The organism is Mesorhizobium sp. M7A.F.Ca.US.002.01.1.1, assembly GCF_004022955.1.
Lineage (GTDB): Bacteria > Pseudomonadota > Alphaproteobacteria > Rhizobiales > Rhizobiaceae > Mesorhizobium > Mesorhizobium ciceri.
Window position 1 is genome coordinate 1 of sequence record NZ_RZQE01000079.1, and the last position, 17,732, is coordinate 17,732.

Annotated in this window: 18 protein-coding genes, 1 tRNA gene and 1 pseudogene; 14 read left to right on the plus strand and 6 right to left on the minus strand. The window is 63.8% G+C overall.

Features of this window, described 5'->3' with window-relative positions; genetic code table 11:
* A pseudogene (locus EN932_RS11005) lies at positions 1-245 on the minus strand (peptidylprolyl isomerase); the annotation flags it as partial.
* Between the two features lie 246 nt (positions 246-491).
* Between EN932_RS11005 and secA the strand changes: the two are divergent.
* From secA to EN932_RS11030, 5 genes are all read left to right on the plus strand, one after another.
* Positions 492-3,224, plus strand: coding sequence for a preprotein translocase subunit SecA (secA, locus tag EN932_RS11010; protein WP_127384731.1), 2,733 nt, complete (start codon positions 492-494; stop codon positions 3,222-3,224).
* A gap of 186 nt (positions 3,225-3,410) precedes the next feature.
* Complete coding sequence (locus EN932_RS11015) at positions 3,411-3,632, plus strand: hypothetical protein (protein WP_127369018.1); 222 nt, start codon at positions 3,411-3,413, stop codon at positions 3,630-3,632.
* A 95-nt stretch (positions 3,633-3,727) separates the two neighbouring features.
* On the plus strand, positions 3,728-5,128 hold the full coding sequence (locus EN932_RS11020) for a lipopolysaccharide biosynthesis protein (protein ID WP_013529438.1): 1,401 nt from the start codon (positions 3,728-3,730) through the stop codon (positions 5,126-5,128).
* Positions 5,128-6,408 (plus strand): GNAT family N-acetyltransferase, encoded by a 1,281-nt coding sequence (locus EN932_RS11025; protein WP_013529437.1) that lies wholly within the window; start codon positions 5,128-5,130, stop codon positions 6,406-6,408. The genes EN932_RS11020 and EN932_RS11025 overlap by 1 nt, the downstream gene beginning before the upstream one ends.
* Before the next feature lie 232 nt (positions 6,409-6,640).
* Entirely contained in the window at positions 6,641-7,924 is a 1,284-nt protein-coding gene (locus EN932_RS11030) for a hypothetical protein (RefSeq protein ID WP_013529436.1), read from the plus strand.
* Positions 7,925-8,021: 97 nt separating this feature from the next.
* Here EN932_RS11030 and EN932_RS11035 read toward each other — a convergent pair.
* Positions 8,022-8,106 (minus strand) — tRNA-Leu (locus EN932_RS11035).
* Positions 8,107-8,378: 272 nt separating this feature from the next.
* Between EN932_RS11035 and EN932_RS11040 the strand changes: the two genes are divergently transcribed.
* Positions 8,379-8,966 carry a YqaA family protein gene (locus EN932_RS11040; protein WP_013529435.1) on the plus strand — a complete coding sequence of 196 codons (588 nt, stop codon included), beginning with the start codon at positions 8,379-8,381 and terminating at the stop codon, positions 8,964-8,966.
* Between the two features lie 34 nt (positions 8,967-9,000).
* Positions 9,001-9,519, plus strand: a complete 519-nt coding sequence (locus EN932_RS11045; protein WP_013529434.1) for a disulfide bond formation protein B — start codon at positions 9,001-9,003, stop codon at positions 9,517-9,519.
* Between the two features lie 166 nt (positions 9,520-9,685).
* Here the strand turns inward: EN932_RS11045 and EN932_RS11050 are convergent, their stop codons facing one another.
* Both EN932_RS11050 and EN932_RS11055 read right to left on the minus strand, forming a co-directional pair.
* Positions 9,686-10,243 carry an HNH endonuclease gene (locus EN932_RS11050; RefSeq protein ID WP_006328497.1) on the minus strand — a complete coding sequence of 186 codons (558 nt, stop codon included), beginning with the start codon at positions 10,241-10,243 and terminating at the stop codon, positions 9,686-9,688.
* Positions 10,244-10,371: 128 nt separating this feature from the next.
* Positions 10,372-11,013, minus strand: coding sequence for a DNA-3-methyladenine glycosylase (locus tag EN932_RS11055; protein WP_013529433.1), 642 nt, complete (start codon positions 11,011-11,013; stop codon positions 10,372-10,374).
* Positions 11,014-11,087: 74 nt separating this feature from the next.
* On the opposite strand from EN932_RS11055, the gene gluQRS reads away from it, so the two are divergent.
* On the plus strand, positions 11,088-11,963 hold the full coding sequence (gene gluQRS, locus EN932_RS11060) for a tRNA glutamyl-Q(34) synthetase GluQRS (RefSeq protein WP_013529432.1): 876 nt from the start codon (positions 11,088-11,090) through the stop codon (positions 11,961-11,963).
* Positions 11,964-12,109: 146 nt separating this feature from the next.
* Positions 12,110-13,006: a DMT family transporter gene (locus tag EN932_RS11065; RefSeq protein WP_013529431.1), complete on the plus strand. Its 897-nt coding sequence runs from the start codon at positions 12,110-12,112 to the stop codon at positions 13,004-13,006.
* Between the two features lie 110 nt (positions 13,007-13,116).
* Here the strand turns inward: EN932_RS11065 and EN932_RS11070 are convergent, their stop codons facing one another.
* Entirely contained in the window at positions 13,117-13,968 is an 852-nt protein-coding gene (locus EN932_RS11070) for a YihY/virulence factor BrkB family protein (protein WP_013529430.1), read from the minus strand.
* 55 nt (positions 13,969-14,023) lie between these two features.
* On the opposite strand from EN932_RS11070, the gene EN932_RS11075 reads away from it, so the two are divergent.
* The 5 genes from EN932_RS11075 to EN932_RS11095 all read left to right on the plus strand — a co-directional run bounded on the left by EN932_RS11075 (position 14,024) and on the right by EN932_RS11095 (position 17,490).
* A complete protein-coding gene (locus tag EN932_RS11075; protein ID WP_013529429.1) occupies positions 14,024-14,890 on the plus strand; it encodes an SDR family oxidoreductase in 867 nt (288 codons plus the stop codon).
* A gap of 24 nt (positions 14,891-14,914) precedes the next feature.
* Positions 14,915-15,106, plus strand: a complete 192-nt coding sequence (locus EN932_RS11080; protein ID WP_013529428.1) for a twin transmembrane helix small protein — start codon at positions 14,915-14,917, stop codon at positions 15,104-15,106.
* Between the two features lie 25 nt (positions 15,107-15,131).
* Positions 15,132-15,713, plus strand: a complete 582-nt coding sequence (locus EN932_RS11085; RefSeq protein ID WP_013529427.1) for a cob(I)yrinic acid a,c-diamide adenosyltransferase — start codon at positions 15,132-15,134, stop codon at positions 15,711-15,713.
* 28 nt (positions 15,714-15,741) lie between these two features.
* Entirely contained in the window at positions 15,742-16,542 is an 801-nt protein-coding gene (locus EN932_RS11090; RefSeq protein ID WP_013529426.1) for a rhomboid family intramembrane serine protease, read from the plus strand.
* A gap of 198 nt (positions 16,543-16,740) precedes the next feature.
* Positions 16,741-17,490 carry an electron transfer flavoprotein subunit beta/FixA family protein gene (locus tag EN932_RS11095; protein ID WP_013529425.1) on the plus strand — a complete coding sequence of 250 codons (750 nt, stop codon included), beginning with the start codon at positions 16,741-16,743 and terminating at the stop codon, positions 17,488-17,490.
* A 52-nt stretch (positions 17,491-17,542) separates the two neighbouring features.
* Here EN932_RS11095 and EN932_RS38355 read toward each other — a convergent pair.
* A partial coding sequence (locus EN932_RS38355) for a hypothetical protein (RefSeq protein WP_206618924.1) occupies positions 17,543-17,732 on the minus strand: 190 nt, incomplete at its 5' end.

Here is a 17,732-nt window from a genome sequence, read left to right on the forward strand (position 1 = left end):
GGCGGCAATTGTGCAAACTGCTGCGACAATTCCCCTTCGGCAAGCACCAGATCTGCTTCGGTCAGGGGCTGACCGTTGACCGTGGCGATAACCTTATTGGGATCGACCGGTGCCGCGGCTGGCGCTGCTGCATCCGCCGGAGCGGGAGCGGTTTGCTGCGCCGTCACAGGCGAGAGCGAAAGGGCCGACAGGCCGACGGCCAAGCCAAGGCTGGCGAGCGACGCGCGGCGAAACAACAGGGACATAGGGGGACTCCGGTGGGGATTGTTAAGAGGGGTGCTTCCAGATCGGCCAGATTGTGGCGGAATTTGGCGCAGCCAGCAGGGCCAGCGCGGCGTTGACATCAGTTGAGCCCCCTCTTATCTGTCCAACGACTTTGCGTCCAGAACCGTTTTCCGGGCGCTTTTTGTGTTTGTCCACGTTCACGTGGAATTGATGGGGCCGCCCGGCGCTCATCTCAAGATTGAGAATTCTATCGAAAGGACCATTGGATGGTCAGTCTCGGCGGTCTCGCCCGTAAGGTTTTCGGTTCCTCCAACGACCGTCGGGTCAAATCGACCCGGCCCCGTGTCGAGGCGATCAACGCCATGGAAAACGAGATGCGGGCGCTTTCCGATGAGGAATTGGTCGGCCGCACCGCGAAATTCCGCCAGGACATCGCCAACGGCGCCACGCTCGACGATCTGTTGGTGCCGGCCTTCGCCACCGCCCGCGAGGCCGCGCGCCGCGTGCTCGGCATGCGCCCCTTCGATGTCCAGCTGATCGGCGGCATGGTGCTGCACAATGGCGGCATTGCCGAGATGCGCACTGGCGAGGGCAAGACCCTGGTCGCGACGCTGCCGGTCTACCTCAACGCGCTTGCCGGCAAGGGCGTCCACGTCGTCACCGTCAACGACTATCTGGCCACCCGCGACTCCGAATGGATGGGCCGCGTCTACAAATTCCTCGGCCTCTCGGTCGGCGTCATCGTCCACGGCCTGTCCGACGAGGAGCGCAGCGCCGCCTACGCCGCCGATGTCACCTACGCCACCAACAACGAGCTCGGCTTCGACTATCTGCGCGACAACATGAAATACGAGCGCGCCCAGATGGTGCAGCGCGGTCACAATTACGCGATCGTCGACGAAGTCGATTCCATCCTGGTCGACGAGGCACGCACGCCGTTGATCATTTCCGGTCCGCTCGAGGACCGTTCGGAAATGTACAACACCATCGACACCTTCATCATCCAGCTGCAGCCGCAGGATTATGAGATCGACGAGAAGCAGAAGACCTCGATCTTCACCGAGGAAGGCACCGAGAAGCTCGAGAACCTTTTGCGCGACGCCGGCCTGCTCAAGGGCGAGTCGCTCTACGACGTCGAGAACGTCGCCATCGTCCACCACGTCAACAACGCGCTGAAGGCGCACCGGCTGTTCCAGAAGGACAAGGACTATATCGTCCGCAACGGCGAGATCGTCATCATCGACGAGTTCACCGGCCGCATGATGCCGGGCCGCCGCTATTCGGAAGGCCTGCACCAGGCGCTCGAAGCCAAGGAGCATGTGGCGATCCAGCCGGAGAACCAGACGCTCGCCTCCGTCACCTTCCAGAACTATTTCCGCCTCTACAAGAAGCTGTCCGGCATGACCGGCACGGCGCTGACCGAGGCCGAGGAATTCGGCAACATCTACGGCCTCGAAGTCACCGAGATCCCGACCAATCTGCCGGTGATCCGCATCGACGAGGACGACGAGGTCTACCGGACGGTCGAGGAGAAATACAAGGCGATCGTCAGGGAGATCCGCGAAGCCAGCGCCAAGGGCCAGCCGACGCTGGTCGGCACCACCTCCATCGAAAAGTCCGAGCAGCTGGCCGAGCGCCTGCGCAAGGAAGGTTTTACCGATTTCGAAGTGCTGAACGCCCGCCATCACGAGCGCGAGGCGGCGATCGTCGCCCAGGCCGGCAAGCCCGGCGCCATCACCATCGCCACCAACATGGCCGGCCGCGGCACCGACATCAAGCTCGGCGGCAATGCCGAGATGCGGATCGAGGAAGAGCTGGGCGACATGCCGGCCGGCCCCGAACGCGAGGCGCGGGAAAAGGAAATCATTGCCGACATTGAGCGGCTGAAGGAAAAGGCATTGGCCGCCGGCGGCCTCTATGTGCTGGCCACCGAACGCCACGAATCGCGCCGCATCGACAACCAGCTGCGTGGCCGCTCCGGTCGCCAGGGCGACCCCGGCCGCTCGAAATTCTTCCTGTCCCTGCAAGACGATCTGATGCGCATCTTCGGCTCCGAGCGCATGGACGGCATGCTGCAGAAGCTCGGCCTCAAGGAAGACGAGGCGATCATCCATCCGTGGATCAACAAGGCGCTGGAAAAGGCGCAGAAGAAGGTCGAGGCGCGCAACTTCGACATCCGCAAGAACCTGTTGAAATATGACGACGTCTCCAACGACCAGCGCAAGGTGGTGTTCGAGCAGCGCATCGAACTGATGGACGGCGAAGGCCTCTCCGAAACGATCGCCGAGATGCGCGAAGGCGTCATCGACGAGATCGTCGCCAAGGCCATTCCCGAAAACGCCTATGCCGAGCAGTGGAACGTTGCCGGACTGAAGGCCGAGATCGCCGAGTTCCTGAACCTCGACCTGCCGGTCGAGGACTGGGCCAAGGAAGAGGGCATCGCCGAGGACGACATCCGCGAGCGCATCGCGCAGGCCGCCGAAGCCGCCGCCAAGGAGCGCGCCGAGCGTTTTGGCCCCGAGGTGATGAATTACGTCGAGCGCTCGGTAGTGCTGCAGACGCTCGACCATCTGTGGCGCGAGCACATCGTCAATCTCGACCATCTGCGTTCGGTCGTCGGCTTCCGCGGCTACGCCCAGCGCGATCCGCTGCAGGAGTACAAGGGCGAGGCGTTCGAACTCTTCCAGGCCATGCTTGGCAATCTGCGCCAGGCCGTCACCGCGCAGCTGATGCGCGTCGAACTGGTCCGTCAGGCCGCCGAAGCGCCGCCTCCGGAAGCCCCCGACATGTTCGGCACCCATATCGACGGCACCACCGGCGAAAACGACTTCGAAGGCGGCGAAACCGCCCTCCTGGTCCGCCCGGAGACAACCGCAATCGTCGCCCCCGAAGACCGCGACCCCGACAACCAGGCCACCTGGGGCAAAGTCGGCCGCAACGAAGCCTGCCCCTGCGGATCGGGAAAGAAGTACAAGCACTGCCACGGGGCGTTTGCGTAAGGGGCGCTTTTCCTTCTCCCCGTTCACGGGGGTGAGGCGTGGTCCGCGTAACGGACGAAAAGCCAATTGCTTGGCTTTTCGAACGACGAACGCCCGGAGCGATAGCGAAGGGCTGGAGTGCCGACGTTCGCGATTAGCCAATCTCCCCACCTGAGGGGGAGATGGCCGGCAGGCCAGAGGGGGGCGATGTCCCGCCGACTAAGCCGCCTCGAACTCGAACTTCAGCTGCGCGGCCTCATCCTCTGGCAGCCAAGGCACCATCTGAGGCACGATCTTGCGATAAAGCCGGGTGCTATCCTGATCGGCAACGTCTCCGTGCTGCGCGCCTCGGCGATGATGAAACAGCGGCGCAACCTCAAACGCCTGCGCCGCCCCTCACCCGCCTGCCGGCACGTTCTCCCCGTATAGGGACGGGGCGAAGGAACTTCTCACCCAACCGTTTCTTAATGTGTCTCCGCTACACCAACGCCTGAAAAAGAAGCGGAAAACGGAGAGAAATCGGGGTGCGCTTTTCCGCGGCCACGACTGCCGGGCGGTTCTTGCCGCAGCGTTGGGCGCTGCGCATGGGGCCGTTGCTTGGCCGCATCGATGCCGTGCTGTTCACCGCCGACGAGCGCGGCGAGGCCAGCCGCATGTCGGTCATCGCCTTCTCGGTCCGCATCGTCAGCGCCGTCATTGCCTTCGTCAGCCAGGTGCTGATGGCACGCTGGATGGGCTCGTTCGAGTACGGCATCTTCGTCTTAGTCTGGGTGACGATGGTCATCGTCGGCAATCTCGCCTGCCTGGGCTTCCACACCTCCGTCATCCGCTACATTCCCGAATACCGCGAGCGCGGCTTGATGGACGAGTTGCGCGGCATCGTGCTGGCCAGCCGTCTGTTCGTGCTGATCGCCTCGACGCTGATTGCCGGGCTCGGCGCGCTCGGCGTCTGGCTGGCGGCACCCTGGATCGAGAGCTACTATGTGATCCCGTTCATCCTCGGCGTCATCTGCCTGCCGATGATCGCCATGTCCGACCTCCTGTCGGGCCTGGCACGCGCCAACAGCTGGGCGCTGTTTGCCCTGTCGCCGACCTATCTGGTGCGACCGGTGCTGATCCTGCTGTTCATGGCGCTGATGCTGTTGGCGGGCTACGCACCCGATGCCAGGACCGCAATCTTTGCTTCGATCGCCGCCACCTACGCCACAACGCTCGGCCAGCTTATCGGTGTCACCCAGCGCATGGAACGGCAGATTCCGGCCGGGCCGATGAAGGTCCATTTCGCGCAATGGTTCATCGTCTCGCTGCCGATCTTCCTGGTCGAGAGCTTCTTCTTCCTGCTGACCAATGCCGACGTGCTGATGGTCGGCGCCTATATGGACCCCAATGACGTCGCCGTCTATTTCGCCACGGTGAAGACGCTGGCGCTGGTGCATTTCGTCTACTTCGCCGTCAAGGCCGGCGTTGCCCAGCGCTACGCCCAGTTCACCCATGGCGACCCGCAAAGGCTCGCCGCCTTTGCCCGCGAGACGGTGTCGTGGACGTTCTGGCCTTCGCTGTTGATGGCGCTGCTTGTGCTGGCGCTCGGCGAGCCGATGCTGGTGCTGTTCGGCCCGGAATTCAGCAGCGGCTATCCCTTGCTGTTCCTGCTCGTCTTCGGCGTCGCGGCGCGCGCCGCCGTCGGCCCCTGCGAAAGCCTGCTGACGATGAGCGGCAACCAGAACATCTGCGCCGCCGTCTATGCCATGACGCTGGCCTTCAACATCGCCCTCAACGTGATGCTGATCCCGATGTTCGGCCTGTGGGGCGCGGCCATGGCCACCGCCTTTGCCATGATCTTCGAAGCCGGCGCGCTGTCCTTCACGGTGTGGCGCAAGCTCGGCATCGTCATGCTTATCTTCGTGCCTGCGAAAGGAGCCGCGTGATGGCTGCCATCCCGTTGCTTGAGGAAACCAGCGGCGGCACCGCCGGCGCCATGGTGTCGGGCCTTGCCGGGCTGACCCGTGACGCCGACCCCGCCCATATCGAGATTCTCGCCAACAACCGGCCCGAGCGCAAGCTCGCCATCTACCCGGCATCCGCCGGCTTCGACCTGGTCGAGGAACTGGATTATCTCTGCGCCCGCACGGTCGAGCCCAACGTGTTCTTCAACCCGCGTTTCCTTGCGCCCGCCATGCCGCGGCTGGAGGATCGCGAGGTGCGGCTGGCGGTCATCCGCGACGGCGACGAATACCGCAACCGGCTGCGCCTTCTGGTGCCGTTCTCGGTGGAACGGCCGGTGGTGCCGCTCGGCGTGCCGGTGATGCGCACATGGTCGAGCCCGTTCGGTCCGCTCGGCACGCCGCTGGTCGACCGCGACGACCCGGTGGGCGTCGTCGAGGATTTCTTCTCGATGCTGTCGCGCCCGCATCTCAAGCTGCCGAAAGTGTTCGTCCTGCCCGATGTCCGGCTCGATGGCCCGGTGGCGAGCCTGTTTGCCACCGTGGCCGAGACGCGCGGCCTGATGCTGGTCACCACCGGCCAGACCCTGCGCCCGGCGCTGGAAAGCGAGCGCGACGGCGATGACTATCTGAAGGCCTCGCTGCGTTCGCACCATTATCGCGAGTTCCGGCGGCTGAAGCGGCGCCTCGGCGACCTCGGCAGGCTGGAGCATGTCGTGGCGCGCGGCCCCGAAGACATCCGCCACGCCATCGAGAACTTCCTGACGCTGGAGGCGGCCGGCTGGAAGGGCCGGGAACGCACCGCCATGGCGATCGACCGTTTCCGCGCCGCCTTCGCCCGCGAGGCCGTGCACCGGCTGGCCGAGCAGGACATGTGCCGCATCCATTCGCTGACGCTCGACGGCCGCACCATTGCCTGCCTGATCGTCTTCGTCGAAGCCGGCATCGCCTACACCTGGAAGACCGCCTATGACGAGACGCTGGCCAGCTATTCGCCGGGCACCTTGCTGATGATCGAGGTGACCAGGCAGCATCTCGACGATCCCAACATCATGATGACCGATTCCTGCGCCGTGCCCGACCATCCGGTGATGAGCCGGCTATGGGCCGAGCGCAAGCCGATGGGCACGCTGGTGATCGGCCTGACGCCGGACGCCGACCGCCTCACCCGCCAGGCCGCCTCGCAACTGCACCTCTACCGCGAAACCCGCAACATGGCCCGCCTGCTGCGCAACCGCATGAAGAGCTTGTTGGGGCGGCGCTGAGAAAAGGCAAGGGTGCGGTTCTGGAAGGATGGCACATTTTCGCTGCAATATTTGACACAGAGGTGGCCGGGACTTTACTTCGATTGCCCAAGAGGCAAGCGCTAAGATCGACTTCCGCTTCAAAAAAACGAGATTTCTTGCAGCAATTTTCCGGTGAAACCCGGCAAGATCTACTCGCATTCTTGTGCTTGATGCACGATAGTCTAGTGATTCGGTCCGCGATGAGAGAAAAATGTCGCTGAATCATGAGGCCAACGGCGCCCGGCACATCAGTGCGAACGACAGCGCCGTTGTCCGAAGGGCCGACGAAGACTTCGAAGAACTGATTCGAAGCATCCGAGCCGCCACGCATCAAGCTTTGCCTCTCTTCGAAGAGGAGCCCGTGACCGGATTGGCCCAGTCAGACACGCTGGCCGCCTCCCTCGGCTCGACTTCGGCCCGGACGGGCTCGAGTCAGGCCCACGCCATGCGCGGCTCCTCGCTCTTGTCCAACGATGACGACTTGGCGTGGTCGTTGGTTGAGGACTATGTGGCCAGGTTCGATGCGCAAACGCACGATGCCGACGCTCCCGATACGGACAAATGGGACTTGCAGGAAGAGGTGGCGAAGCTGCAACGCTTGCAGGATCGCACCTCGAAAGAGCTTGGGCGAAAATCGCGCGAGCTATCGATCGCAAGCAAGACCATCGCCGACCTGGAGGTCCAACTCAACAGGGCACGGCAGACCATTGCGCAGGCGGATAGGCATGCCGGCCAGCGCGCAACACGGTTCCTCGAAGCGAATGTCGAGGTCGAGCGCCTGGGACGGAACCTGGCGCGCGTGTCGGGGCAACTCCGCGACGAGACCATGGCCAGGCAAGCCGCCGAGCAGGCGCGTGAGGACGTTGCATCGCGGCTCGCCAGCTTGCAACAGGCCGCCATGCTGCTTCGTTCCAAGGTCGCGGACTATCAGCTCCACAACGAACGACTGACCGGCAAACTATCTGCGCAGATGCTTGTACAGCAGGACCTGCAGGCGCGGCTGTCCACGGTCGAGCATCAGCGCGGCGTTCTCGGCGATTGCGCCGCCGCCGCGCAGGAACGGGCCGTGGAACTTGAAAAGAGGTTGCGCTTGCTCCAGCGCAGCGCCCCCGATCAAAGCGTGGTCCGCGCAACGCCGAGCGCCGGGCAGCGCGCCGAGGACGTGGCCGAGCATCGGCGCCAAACCTCGGAAACCGAGATTGCGAAATTACGCCAGGAGCGCGACGCGGCGCGCCGGGACTGTGGCGCGGTGAAGGTTCAACTCGCCGATCTCCGCTTGCGCGGCATGACCGACGAACTCGCGCATGCCCGTTGCCGCAACGAGAACCGCCAGCTTCACCAAAGGCTGGAAACGCTGACACGCCAGGATCCGCCCAGCGGACCGGCAGCCGATGACAGCGCCGACCTAGAACGGACATTCGACGAATTGCTGGCAGCTGGCGAGATCGGCCCAGCCAATGACGGCGACCCCAGCGTGGCGCGCAAAGCGTGTTGATCGCCTGCTGAGACGTATCGGGAACCAAAGCGACCGTGACGCCCTTCGTCTATTGAACTTCGAGTGGCCCGCCACCCGAAGCTCGGAGAGCGAAGGGTGGTGCCCCTAGCCGGGATCGAACCAGCACTCCTTGCGGAACTCGATTTTGAGTCGAGCGCGTCTACCAATTCCGCCATAGGGGCTCAGGCCGGGCGGCCTGGATGGCGCGGGACTATACGGTTGGAGGCCTGTTCGTCAACTGGCCAATTCCTCGTCGCCTCGGATGCGACCAAACTGCGCCTTTCGATTTCGTGACGGGGCTGCCATTGTGCAGCGCGGAAAATCTTTCTAGACAGGCGGCGCATCAAAGCGCGGCACGTCTGCGGGGACGGATGGCGTGCGCTGGGTCTTTGTTCTGTGCATGCCGTTACACCCCAACCTGCCTGCAATTGAACGACACGCATTAGGAGTGCCGATGCTTCGCGGACTTTACGACTGGACCCTGTCGCTGGCGGCCCGCAAATCCGCCGAATGGTGGCTGGCCTTCATCGCCTTCGTCGAAAGCTCGGTGTTCCTGGTGCCGGCCGACGTGCTCTATCTGCCGATGGCGCTGTCGCGGCCGGACCGCGCCTACCGCTATGCGCTGATCGCCACCGTCGCCTCGGTGCTGGGCGGCATCGCCGGCTGGTTCATCGGCCACTATGCCTATGACGCGGTCGCCAGGCCGATCCTCGAATTCTACGGCAAGTACGACGAGTTCGAGCAACTGCGCGCGGGCGCCGGCGTCGGCTTCATCGTCCTGATGCTGATCACATCGGGTGCCGCCCACCTGCCGCCGATCAAGGTGGTGACGATCCTGTCCGGTGTCATCGGCGTCAATTTGCTGCTGTTCATCGTACTGGCGATCGTGGCCCGCGGCGCCCGCTTCCTGCTGCTCGCCTGGCTGCTGCGCCGCTATGGCGAACCGATCCGCGAATTCATCGAAAAGCGCCTCGGCCTGATCGCCGGCGCCGGCGCGGTTGCCCTGATTTTGCTCTATATCCTGGTCAAATACGCGTTCTGAACATTACCATTGCGAGCCGGACGGACCGATTGAAATGACAGCGACCATGAATGCCGACACCGGACGCCAGCGCACGCTGACCGCCTTGTTCCTCGCCGTCGCCATGGCCGCCACCGTCGGCTCGGCGCTCGGCTTCCAGTATCTCGGCGGCTACATCCCCTGCCACCTCTGCCTCGAACAGCGCACGCCCTACTATATCGGCGTGCCGCTGATGGTGCTGGCGGTGATTGCGTCGATGCTGCACGCACCCAGCTGGCTGACGCGCGGCCTGCTGGCCGTCGGCGGCATCCTGATGCTCTACGGCCTCTATCTCGGCGTCTACCACTCCGGTGTCGAATGGCAGTGGTGGGCCGGCCCGACCGACTGCACGGCGGGCGCCGGGCCGGTCGACACCGGCGGCAAGGGCGTGCTCGACGCGCTCGACAAATTCGTGCCGCCATCCTGCGACAAGGCCGCCTTGCGCATCCTCGGCCTGTCGCTGGCCGGCTGGAACGCCATCGCCAGCCTGATCCTCGCCGCCGTCGCTTTCCGCGGCGCCCTCACCCGCGACTAAGCCAATTCGATTGAACGGCGTGACGCAGAGTTCGCGCAAAAATTCGCCGGGCTGAGTCGGATAGGCGCGGCTTTCGAGAACCGGAGCGGAGCGTACTGAAGTACGTGAGCACCGGAAGCGCAGAAAGCTGCGTCAGGCGGCCAGCATGGCGGATTTGTGCCGAACTCTATGGTTCGAGTTCGACATCCCAGTAGAGATAATCCATCCAGCTTTCATGCAGATGGTTGGGCGGGAACAGGCGGCCATTGTTGTGCAGATCGTGCACCGTCGGCTGGAAAGGCTTCTGCAGCGGCCACATCTTGGCATGCGCCGGCATCATGCCGCCCTTCCTCAAATTGCACGGCGAACAGGCGGCAACGACATTCTCCCACGTCGTCGCGCCGCCGCGATGGCGGGGAATGACGTGATCGAAGGTCAGGTCCTCCGGCGTGCCGCAATATTGGCACTGGAAGCGATCGCGCAGGAAGACGTTGAAGCGGGTGAAGGCCGGGTGCCTGGAGGGCTTCACATAGGCCTTAAGACTGACAACGCTCGGCAGCTTCATCGAGAAGGTCGGCGAGGAGACGGCGTGCTCGTATTCGGCGACGATGTTCACCCGGTCGAGGAACACCGCCTTGATGGCGTCCTGCCACGACCAGAGCGACAAGGGGTAATAGCTGAGCGGACGGTAATCCGCATTCAGCACCAGTGCTGGAAGCCCATCCGGAGATACGGCAACCGTCACGTGTTCACCTCCTTGGTTCTAGACCCGAACGGCACGGATACTGTAAGCCCGACATGACAGGGATGTGAAGCGGATTGTCGCGTCGCTGAAGCGCCAAAAATGCATGATTTTTATGATTTTTCGCGGATTCAGGCCGGCGGCGCGGCGTCCCGCCCTCTGGTTTCACGATAATAGGACCAGAAAAGCCGCGATGCGACACCTCGCCACGGGCTCCATGATTCGGCCAATGCGATCAGCGTTTTCTCAGGCGGACGCGGCTCGATGCCGAGCGCGTGGCCGACCGCGCTCTGCAGCGCGACATCACGCGCGGGGAAAATGTCGGGGTGCCCGGCAGCAAACAACAGGTACACTTCCGCAGTCCACGGGCCGATGCCGGACACCGCCGTCATCGTCGTGATCGCCTCCTCGGCATCGAGCGAACAGAGGTGATGCAGGTCGAGGCCGTCGACCACGGCCTGGGCAATTGCGATCAGGCCGCGCTGCTTCGGCCGCGACAGGCCGGCCTCGCGAAACATGTCCTCGCCGGCGGCCAGGATCGCCTGCGGCGTCAGCGGATCGACGAGCTTGGTCAGCCGGCCGAAGATCGCATCGGCGCTGGCGCGGGACACTTGCTGCGAGACGACGATCGACGCCAGGCTTCGAAACCCCGGTTCGGACAGCCGCAGCGGCACTTCGCCGGCCATGCCGCGCACCTTTTCCAGGCGCGGGTCGATCACGCAAAGCGCATCGAGCCCCCGGGCAATGTCGTCTGATGTCGCGATACGCTGCATGCTTTCTTGTTCCTGAACCGGCAGCACGGTAGCAATTGGCAAAACCGCCGCACAACCCGATTGCCGCCGCAGAGATGACACTCCTGACATTCCGCTTCGCGCCCAGCCCCAATGGCGACCTGCATCTCGGCCACGCCTATTCGGCGCTGCTCAACCAGAAGCTGGCGGCACGGGCGGACGGCCGCCTGCTGCTGCGCATCGAGGATATCGACACGACGCGCTGCACGCCGCAATTCGAGGCCGGCGTGCTTGCCGACCTGAAATGGCTGGGGCTTGGCTGGGAAGAGCCGGTGCGCCGCCAATCCGAGCATTTCGCCGAATACCAGGCGGTGCTCGAGCGGCTGGTCCGGGAGGAACTCGTCTATCCCGCCTTCATGAGCCGTGGCGAGATCCGCGCCTTCATCACCGACAGTGAAAAGCGTGGGCGCGACTGGCCGCGCGATCCCGATGGCGTGCCGCTCTACCCCGCCGCTGACAAGGCGCTGCCAGTCAAGGAACGCCAGCGGCGGATCGCCGGGAATGCGCCCTTCGCCTGGCGGCTGGATGTCGATGCCGCCTTGGCGCGTGTCGGCAAGGACCTGTCTTGGACCGAATTCGCCGACGAGACGCTTTCCGCGACACGCTCGATCGAAGCCCGTCCGCAGGACTGGGGCGACGTGATCGTGGCGCGCCGCGATATCCCGACCAGCTACCACCTCGCCGTCGTCATGGACGATGCCCTGCAAGGCGTCAGCCACGTCGTGCGCGGACGAGATCTGTTTTCCGCCACCGGCGTGCAGCGCCTGCTGCAGCAACTCCTGGGACTGCCGCAACCGGCCTATTTCCATCATCGCCTCATCCTCGGGCCCGACGGACGAAAGCTGTCGAAGAGCCTGGGCGATACCGGCCTTGCCGCCTTGCGCCATGCCGGCGCATCGCCTGACGACATCAGGCGAATGGTCGGGCTTTGAGCCCGGTGAGACCAAGAAGCCACCCCCAGATGGGCCGGCGTTGAATTCCGGTGATCTATGGATCAACCGTTTCGCTTTGCGCGCCGGGGTGAACGGGATTAGAGCATCGCCACGGCAATTCTCTCCAGTGCGGCGGACTCCGGAACATGCACAGCATCAAGCGGTTCATTCCCGCCACCTTCGTCGTTCTGTGGGCGACCGGCTTCATTGGCGCGCGCTACGCCATGCCATGGGCGGAGCCGTTCACCTTCCTCGCCGCGCGGTTCGTCATCGCCGCCATCCTGCTGGCCGTCCTGATGCTTGTATTGGGTTCGAAAAAAGCCACCCGCGAGGAGGCGCTGCATGCCACCGGCGCGGGCATCCTGATGCATGGCGTCTATCTCGGCGCTGTGTTCTGGGCCATCCACAGGGGCATGCCGGCCGGCTTTTCGGCCCTCATCGTCGGCCTGCAGCCGCTGATCACGGCGGTGCTGGCCGGCAAATTCCTCGGCGAGGCGATCCTGCCGCGTCACTGGCTTGGCCTTGGCATCGGCCTCATCGGTATCGTCATCGTGCTGTGGCCGAAGCTCGGCGCGCTCGGCGGCGGCGTGACCGCGGCGACATTGACCGCCTCGCTGGTTTCGGTGCTCGGCATGAGCGCCGGCACCATCTGGCAGAAGCGCTTTGCCTCCGGCGGCGACCTCGTCGCGGCGACCATGTGGCAATATGTCGGCGGTGGCTCGCTGATGCTCGTCGCCTCCCTCGCCTTCGAAACCCACACGGTCGTCATCAATGGCGAACTGATCTTCGCCATGGCCTGGCTGGTGCTGGTGCTGTCGCTCGGCGCCATCTTCCTGCTGATGGTGATGATCCGCGACGGCGAGATGTCGAAGGTGGCCTCGCTGTTCTACCTGGTGCCGGCGGTGACGGCGATCATCGCCTGGGCCCTGTTCGACGAGCAGCTCAACGCACTTCAGATTTCCGGCATGGCGATCACGACATTCGGCGTCGGCCTGGCAACGGCGCGGCAGGCCAAGGGAAGAACTGTGGAATTGAGGAATTGAGGAATTGAGGAATTGAGGAATTGAGGAATTGAGGAATTGAGGAAGAAGCACAGACAGCGCCGGATATGGCCCCCTTTTTCTCCAATTCTTCAATTCCTCAATTCGACCTGTCATCCCACCCGCGCACGCGCCTCCAGGTAGCGGCTGATCGCGGCATTGAGCTCGCCGCCGAGGATGAAGATCGCAGACACCATGTAGAGGAAGACCACGGCGATCATGATCGAGGCCAGGCCGGCATAGGTCGTCACATAGGACGAGAAGTGGTCGAGATAGGTGGCGAAGATGGTCGAACCGATAAGCCATGCCGCCAGCGTGAAGACGATGCCCGGCACCAGCGACACGAAGCGGCGCTTGCCCGCCGGCAGCCAGAAATGGACGGCAAACAATCCGCCGACAATGACCGCCGAAGCGATGACGTAACGCCATAGCGTAATGGTGCCCATATAGGGCTTGATCCAGTCGATATGGGCTTCCGCGAGCCGCGCCAGCAGCGGCGCGAACACCAGGAGCACGCTGATCGCCAGGAAACCGGCCGTGGCGATGAGAACGAAGATGATGCTCTGCACCCGGCGGTAGATGATGCCGCGCGTTTCCGAGACGCGGTAGGCGCGGTTGAGCGACGTGCGCAGCGCCTCGATGCCGTTCGAGGCAAAATAGGCCGCAAGCACCACACCATAGGTCAAAAGGTCGGTGCGCCTGACGGTCAGCACATTGAGCACTTCGCGCGCGATCGGCTTGGCGATCTGTTCGGGCCAGGTGTCGAAGACCAGATGCACGGCCGTGTCGGAGAACGCCTGCGCGCCGAGGAAGCTCGCCAGCGTCGTCGCGAAGATCAGGAACGGGAACAGCGCCATCAGCGAGGTGATCGCCAGATGGCTGGCCATCGCCCAGCCGTCATCGGTGTTGAAATGGCCAAGTGCGTCGTAGAGGACCCGCTTGAGGGCTACGATCTTCCGCAACAAGAACCGCGCCCTCCAATTGTCTCCACGCCGGGAATATGGGAAGGGATTGCGGCAAATGGCAACCCTTGGCGAAACCACGAACAGTCCGGCGCAGAAGTTGCGCTCGATTATCATCACCGGTGCGTCTTCGGGAATAGGCGCGTACTGCGCCCGCGCGTTGAAGGCGGAGGGCTGGCGGGTGTTCGCAACGGCGCGCAAGCCGCAGGACATCGCCGCGCTCGAAGCCGATGGCATCGAGGCCTTCTATCTCGATTATTGCGAGCCGGACTCCATCGCCGCGCTGGTGACGGCGGTGCTCGACCGCACCGGCGGCCGGCTCGACGCCCTGTTCAACAACGGCGCGTATGCGCAGCCGGGCGCCGTCGAGGATCTGCCCGTTGCCGCGCTCAAGCAGCAATTCGAGGCGAATTTCTTCGGCTGGCATGATTTGACCCGCCGGCTGGTGCCGGTGATGCGCCGCCAGGGTCAGGGCCGCATCGTCCACTGTTCGTCGATCCTTGGCCTCGTGCCGGTGCGCTTTCGCGGCGCCTATTCGGCGTCGAAGCACGCACTGGAGGCCTTGATGCTCTGCCAGCGCCAGGAACTGGCGGGCAGCGGCGTCCACGTCTCGCTGATCGAGCCGGGGCCGGTGAAGTCGAAGATCGCCAGCAATGGCCTCATTTGGTTTCTCAGCAACATCGACCACGAGAATTCCGTGCACCGCGTGGACTATGCGGCGCAACTCGAACGACTGCGGGCCGGCGGCAGCCAATCGGCCTTGAAGCCAGGGCCGGAAGTGGTTCATGCGGCGCTGCGCCATGCACTTCTGTCGCGGCGCCCACGCCCGCACTATGTGGTAACAGTGCCCGCCAGGATCGGCGCGGTGCTCAGACGCATCCTGCCGGCATCGATGCTTTACCGCCTGATGGCCAAACGCGCCTGAACGCCAACCAACTGGAACGAAGCAATGGCAACCGTCTTCAACATTCTCGCCATTCTGGTCATGGTCGCCGTTGCGGTCGTGCTTGTTCGCGGCCTCATCAACATGATGCGCGGCGGCTCCGGCGTCACCTCGAACAAGCTGATGCAGGCACGAGTCATGCTGCAGGCCGTGGCGCTGGTGCTGATCCTGCTGGCGGTGTATTTCACCCGCAAGTGAGGATGCCGGCGGCCGGGGAGGCGAAATGGTCAAGCTCAACAAGATCTACACCCGCACCGGCGATGATGGCACCACAGGTCTCGGCACCGGCGAGAGGCGGCTGAAATCCGATCTGCGGGTAGAGGCCTACGGCACGGTCGACGAGGCCAATGCCTGCATCGGCATCGCCAGGGTCCACACGGCCGCGGCCCATCCCGCGATCGACGCCATGCTGTCCCGCATCCAGAACGATCTGTTCGATCTCGGCGCCGATCTCGCCGTACCCGACGACGGCAAGCCGCTCGGCTATGAGCCGCTTCGCATCGTCGCCGTGCAGACCGACCGGGTCGAAAAGGACATCGACCTTCTCAACAAGGAGCTTCAGCCGCTCAAATCCTTCGTGCTCAATGGCGGCACAGCGGCGGCGGCGGCACTTCACCTTGCCCGCACCGTGGCAAGGCGAGCCGAAAGGCTGATGGTCGCCCTGGCCCAGGACCCGAACGAGCACGTCAACCGTGACGGTCTGAAATACATCAACCGCGTCTCGGATTTCCTGTTTGTCGCCGCCCGGGCGGTCAATGACAACGGAAACGCCGACGTGCTATGGGTTCCCGGCAAGAACCGCTGATTGTCGAAAGCGGAAGAGGGCCTGGGGCATGTTCATCCCGCTTTACGACACCAACAGGCTGCGCCACATCCGCCTGCAATATGTGACCATCGGGCTGATCGTGGCCAACGCCCTGGTCTACCTCGTCACCGCGCTCGGCGGCGAGAGTTTCTCCAATGCCGCCGTGCTTGGTCTCGGCTTCATCCCGTCGGTCGTCCATGACACCGCAGAGCTCGATCCCCGTTTTATCGTCATCCCCGAAAGCCTGAGCTACCTCACCTATTCCTTCCTGCATGCCGACATCTTCCACCTCGGCGGCAACATGCTGTTCCTGTGGGTGTTCGGCGACAATGTCGAGGACGCGCTCGGTCACATCCGCTACCTCATCTTCTACCTGTTGTGCGCGATCGCCGGCGCCGCCTTCCAGGGCCTCGTCGCCTGGGACTCGCAGGTGCCGCTGATCGGTGCCTCGGGCGCCATCGCCGGCGTGGTCGTCGCCTATCTGATCCTTTATCCCAGGGTGAAGGTCTGGGTGTTGGCCTTCGCCCGCATCCCGCTGCGCATTCCGGCCTTCATCCCGCTCATCCTGTGGGTCCTTTTCCAGGTGGTGATGTTTGCCGCCGGCGGCGAGGATCAGATCTCCTGGGCCTGCCATATCGGCGGCATCATCGCCGGCGCCGTTCTGGTGCTTGTCTTGCGTAGCCGCGGCGTGCCGCTGTTTGCCGGCGCCGACGACGACGTCGCGCCCGCCGCTCCCGACCAGCCGCCGGTTGCCACGGAACCGCTGATCCCCGATCAACCCGCCGCGACACCGCGCTGGGGACGCGGAAACGCTTCCAGTTCGGACTGAACCGATTTGAGCCACTTGCAGCGTATTGACGTGCAGGGTTGCCGCAACTACGGAAACGTCTCCGCCGCAACCTAAGGCGGGCAAAGACCAGAATTTCCATCCGGCCAGAATTTCCACCTGGAATGTCGGCTTTCGACAACTCAGAACGGGCGCAGGCTGTTATAGCGCGCCCAATTAGCGTGAAGAGGTGACAGGCAAATGAAGATCCTTGTGCCCGTGAAGCGGGTTGTGGATGCGAACGTCAAGGTTCGCGTGAAGGCTGATGGTTCGGCGGTGGAGCTCGCCAACGTCAAGATGGCGATGAACCCGTTCGACGAGATCGCGGTTGAAGAAGCGATCCGGCTGAAGGAAGCTGGCAAGGCGGAAGAAATCATCGTCGTCTCGATCGGCCCGCAGCAGGCGCAGGAAACCCTGCGCACGGCGCTCGCCATGGGCGCCGACCGCGCCATCCTGGTCAAGACCGACGAACAGACCGAGCCGCTCGGCGTCGCCAAGGTGCTGAAGGGCGTCGTCGACGCCGAGCAGCCCGGCCTCGTCATCCTCGGCAAGCAGGCGATCGACGACGATTCCAACCAGACCGGCCAGATGCTGGCGGCACTGTTGGGCTGGGCGCAGGGCACCTTCGCCTCCAAGATCGTGCTCGACGGCGACAAGGCCAAGGTGACGCGCGAAGTCGATGGCGGCCTGCAGACGGTGGAACTGAAGATGCCGGTGATCGTTACCGCCGACCTTCGCCTCAACCAGCCGCGCTATGCCTCGCTGCCCAACATCATGAAGGCCAAGAAGAAGCAGCTCGACGAGAAGAGCCCGGCCGACTACGGCGCCGACGTCAAGCCGCGGCTGAAGGTCATCAAGACCGAAGAGCCGAGCGGCCGCAAGGCAGGCGTCAAGGTCAAGAGCGTCGCTGAGCTGGTCGACAAGCTGAAGAACGAAGCCGGCGTGCTGTAAGGAAATCCGATGAGGCCGGCCTGCAAACGGCTGGCTTCTCCGCTTCCGGTGCTCACGTACAGAAGTACGCTCCGCTCCGGTTCTCGAAACCAACCGTTTTCGATTCGGCCTGACCGGATTTCAGGGAGCCGCGAAGACGAAAGTCAGGAATATCATCAATGGCTATTCTTCTGATTGCAGAACACGACAACGCAACCCTTTCCGACCAGACCGCCAAGGCGCTGTCGGCCGCGCTGCAGATC

Bases quoted from the DNA above. Each gene is read 5' to 3' on its own strand.
- secA (WP_127384731.1), top strand. From the start codon at position 492: ATGGTCAGTCTCGGCGGTCTCGCCCGTAAGGTTTTCGGTTCCTCCAAC.
- EN932_RS11015 (WP_127369018.1), top strand. From the start codon at position 3,411: ATGTCCCGCCGACTAAGCCGCCTCGAACTCGAACTTCAGCTGCGCGGC.
- EN932_RS11025 (WP_013529437.1), top strand. From the start codon at position 5,128: ATGGCTGCCATCCCGTTGCTTGAGGAAACCAGCGGCGGCACCGCCGGC.
- EN932_RS11030 (WP_013529436.1), top strand. From the start codon at position 6,641: ATGTCGCTGAATCATGAGGCCAACGGCGCCCGGCACATCAGTGCGAAC.
- EN932_RS11040 (WP_013529435.1), top strand. From the start codon at position 8,379: ATGCTTCGCGGACTTTACGACTGGACCCTGTCGCTGGCGGCCCGCAAA.
- EN932_RS11045 (WP_013529434.1), top strand. From the start codon at position 9,001: ATGACAGCGACCATGAATGCCGACACCGGACGCCAGCGCACGCTGACC.
- EN932_RS11055 (WP_013529433.1), bottom strand. From the start codon at position 11,013: ATGCAGCGTATCGCGACATCAGACGACATTGCCCGGGGGCTCGATGCG.
- gluQRS (WP_013529432.1), top strand. From the start codon at position 11,088: ATGACACTCCTGACATTCCGCTTCGCGCCCAGCCCCAATGGCGACCTG.
- EN932_RS11065 (WP_013529431.1), top strand. From the start codon at position 12,110: ATGCACAGCATCAAGCGGTTCATTCCCGCCACCTTCGTCGTTCTGTGG.
- EN932_RS11075 (WP_013529429.1), top strand. From the start codon at position 14,024: ATGGCAACCCTTGGCGAAACCACGAACAGTCCGGCGCAGAAGTTGCGC.
- EN932_RS11080 (WP_013529428.1), top strand. From the start codon at position 14,915: ATGGCAACCGTCTTCAACATTCTCGCCATTCTGGTCATGGTCGCCGTT.
- EN932_RS11085 (WP_013529427.1), top strand. From the start codon at position 15,132: ATGGTCAAGCTCAACAAGATCTACACCCGCACCGGCGATGATGGCACC.
- EN932_RS11090 (WP_013529426.1), top strand. From the start codon at position 15,742: ATGTTCATCCCGCTTTACGACACCAACAGGCTGCGCCACATCCGCCTG.
- EN932_RS11095 (WP_013529425.1), top strand. From the start codon at position 16,741: ATGAAGATCCTTGTGCCCGTGAAGCGGGTTGTGGATGCGAACGTCAAG.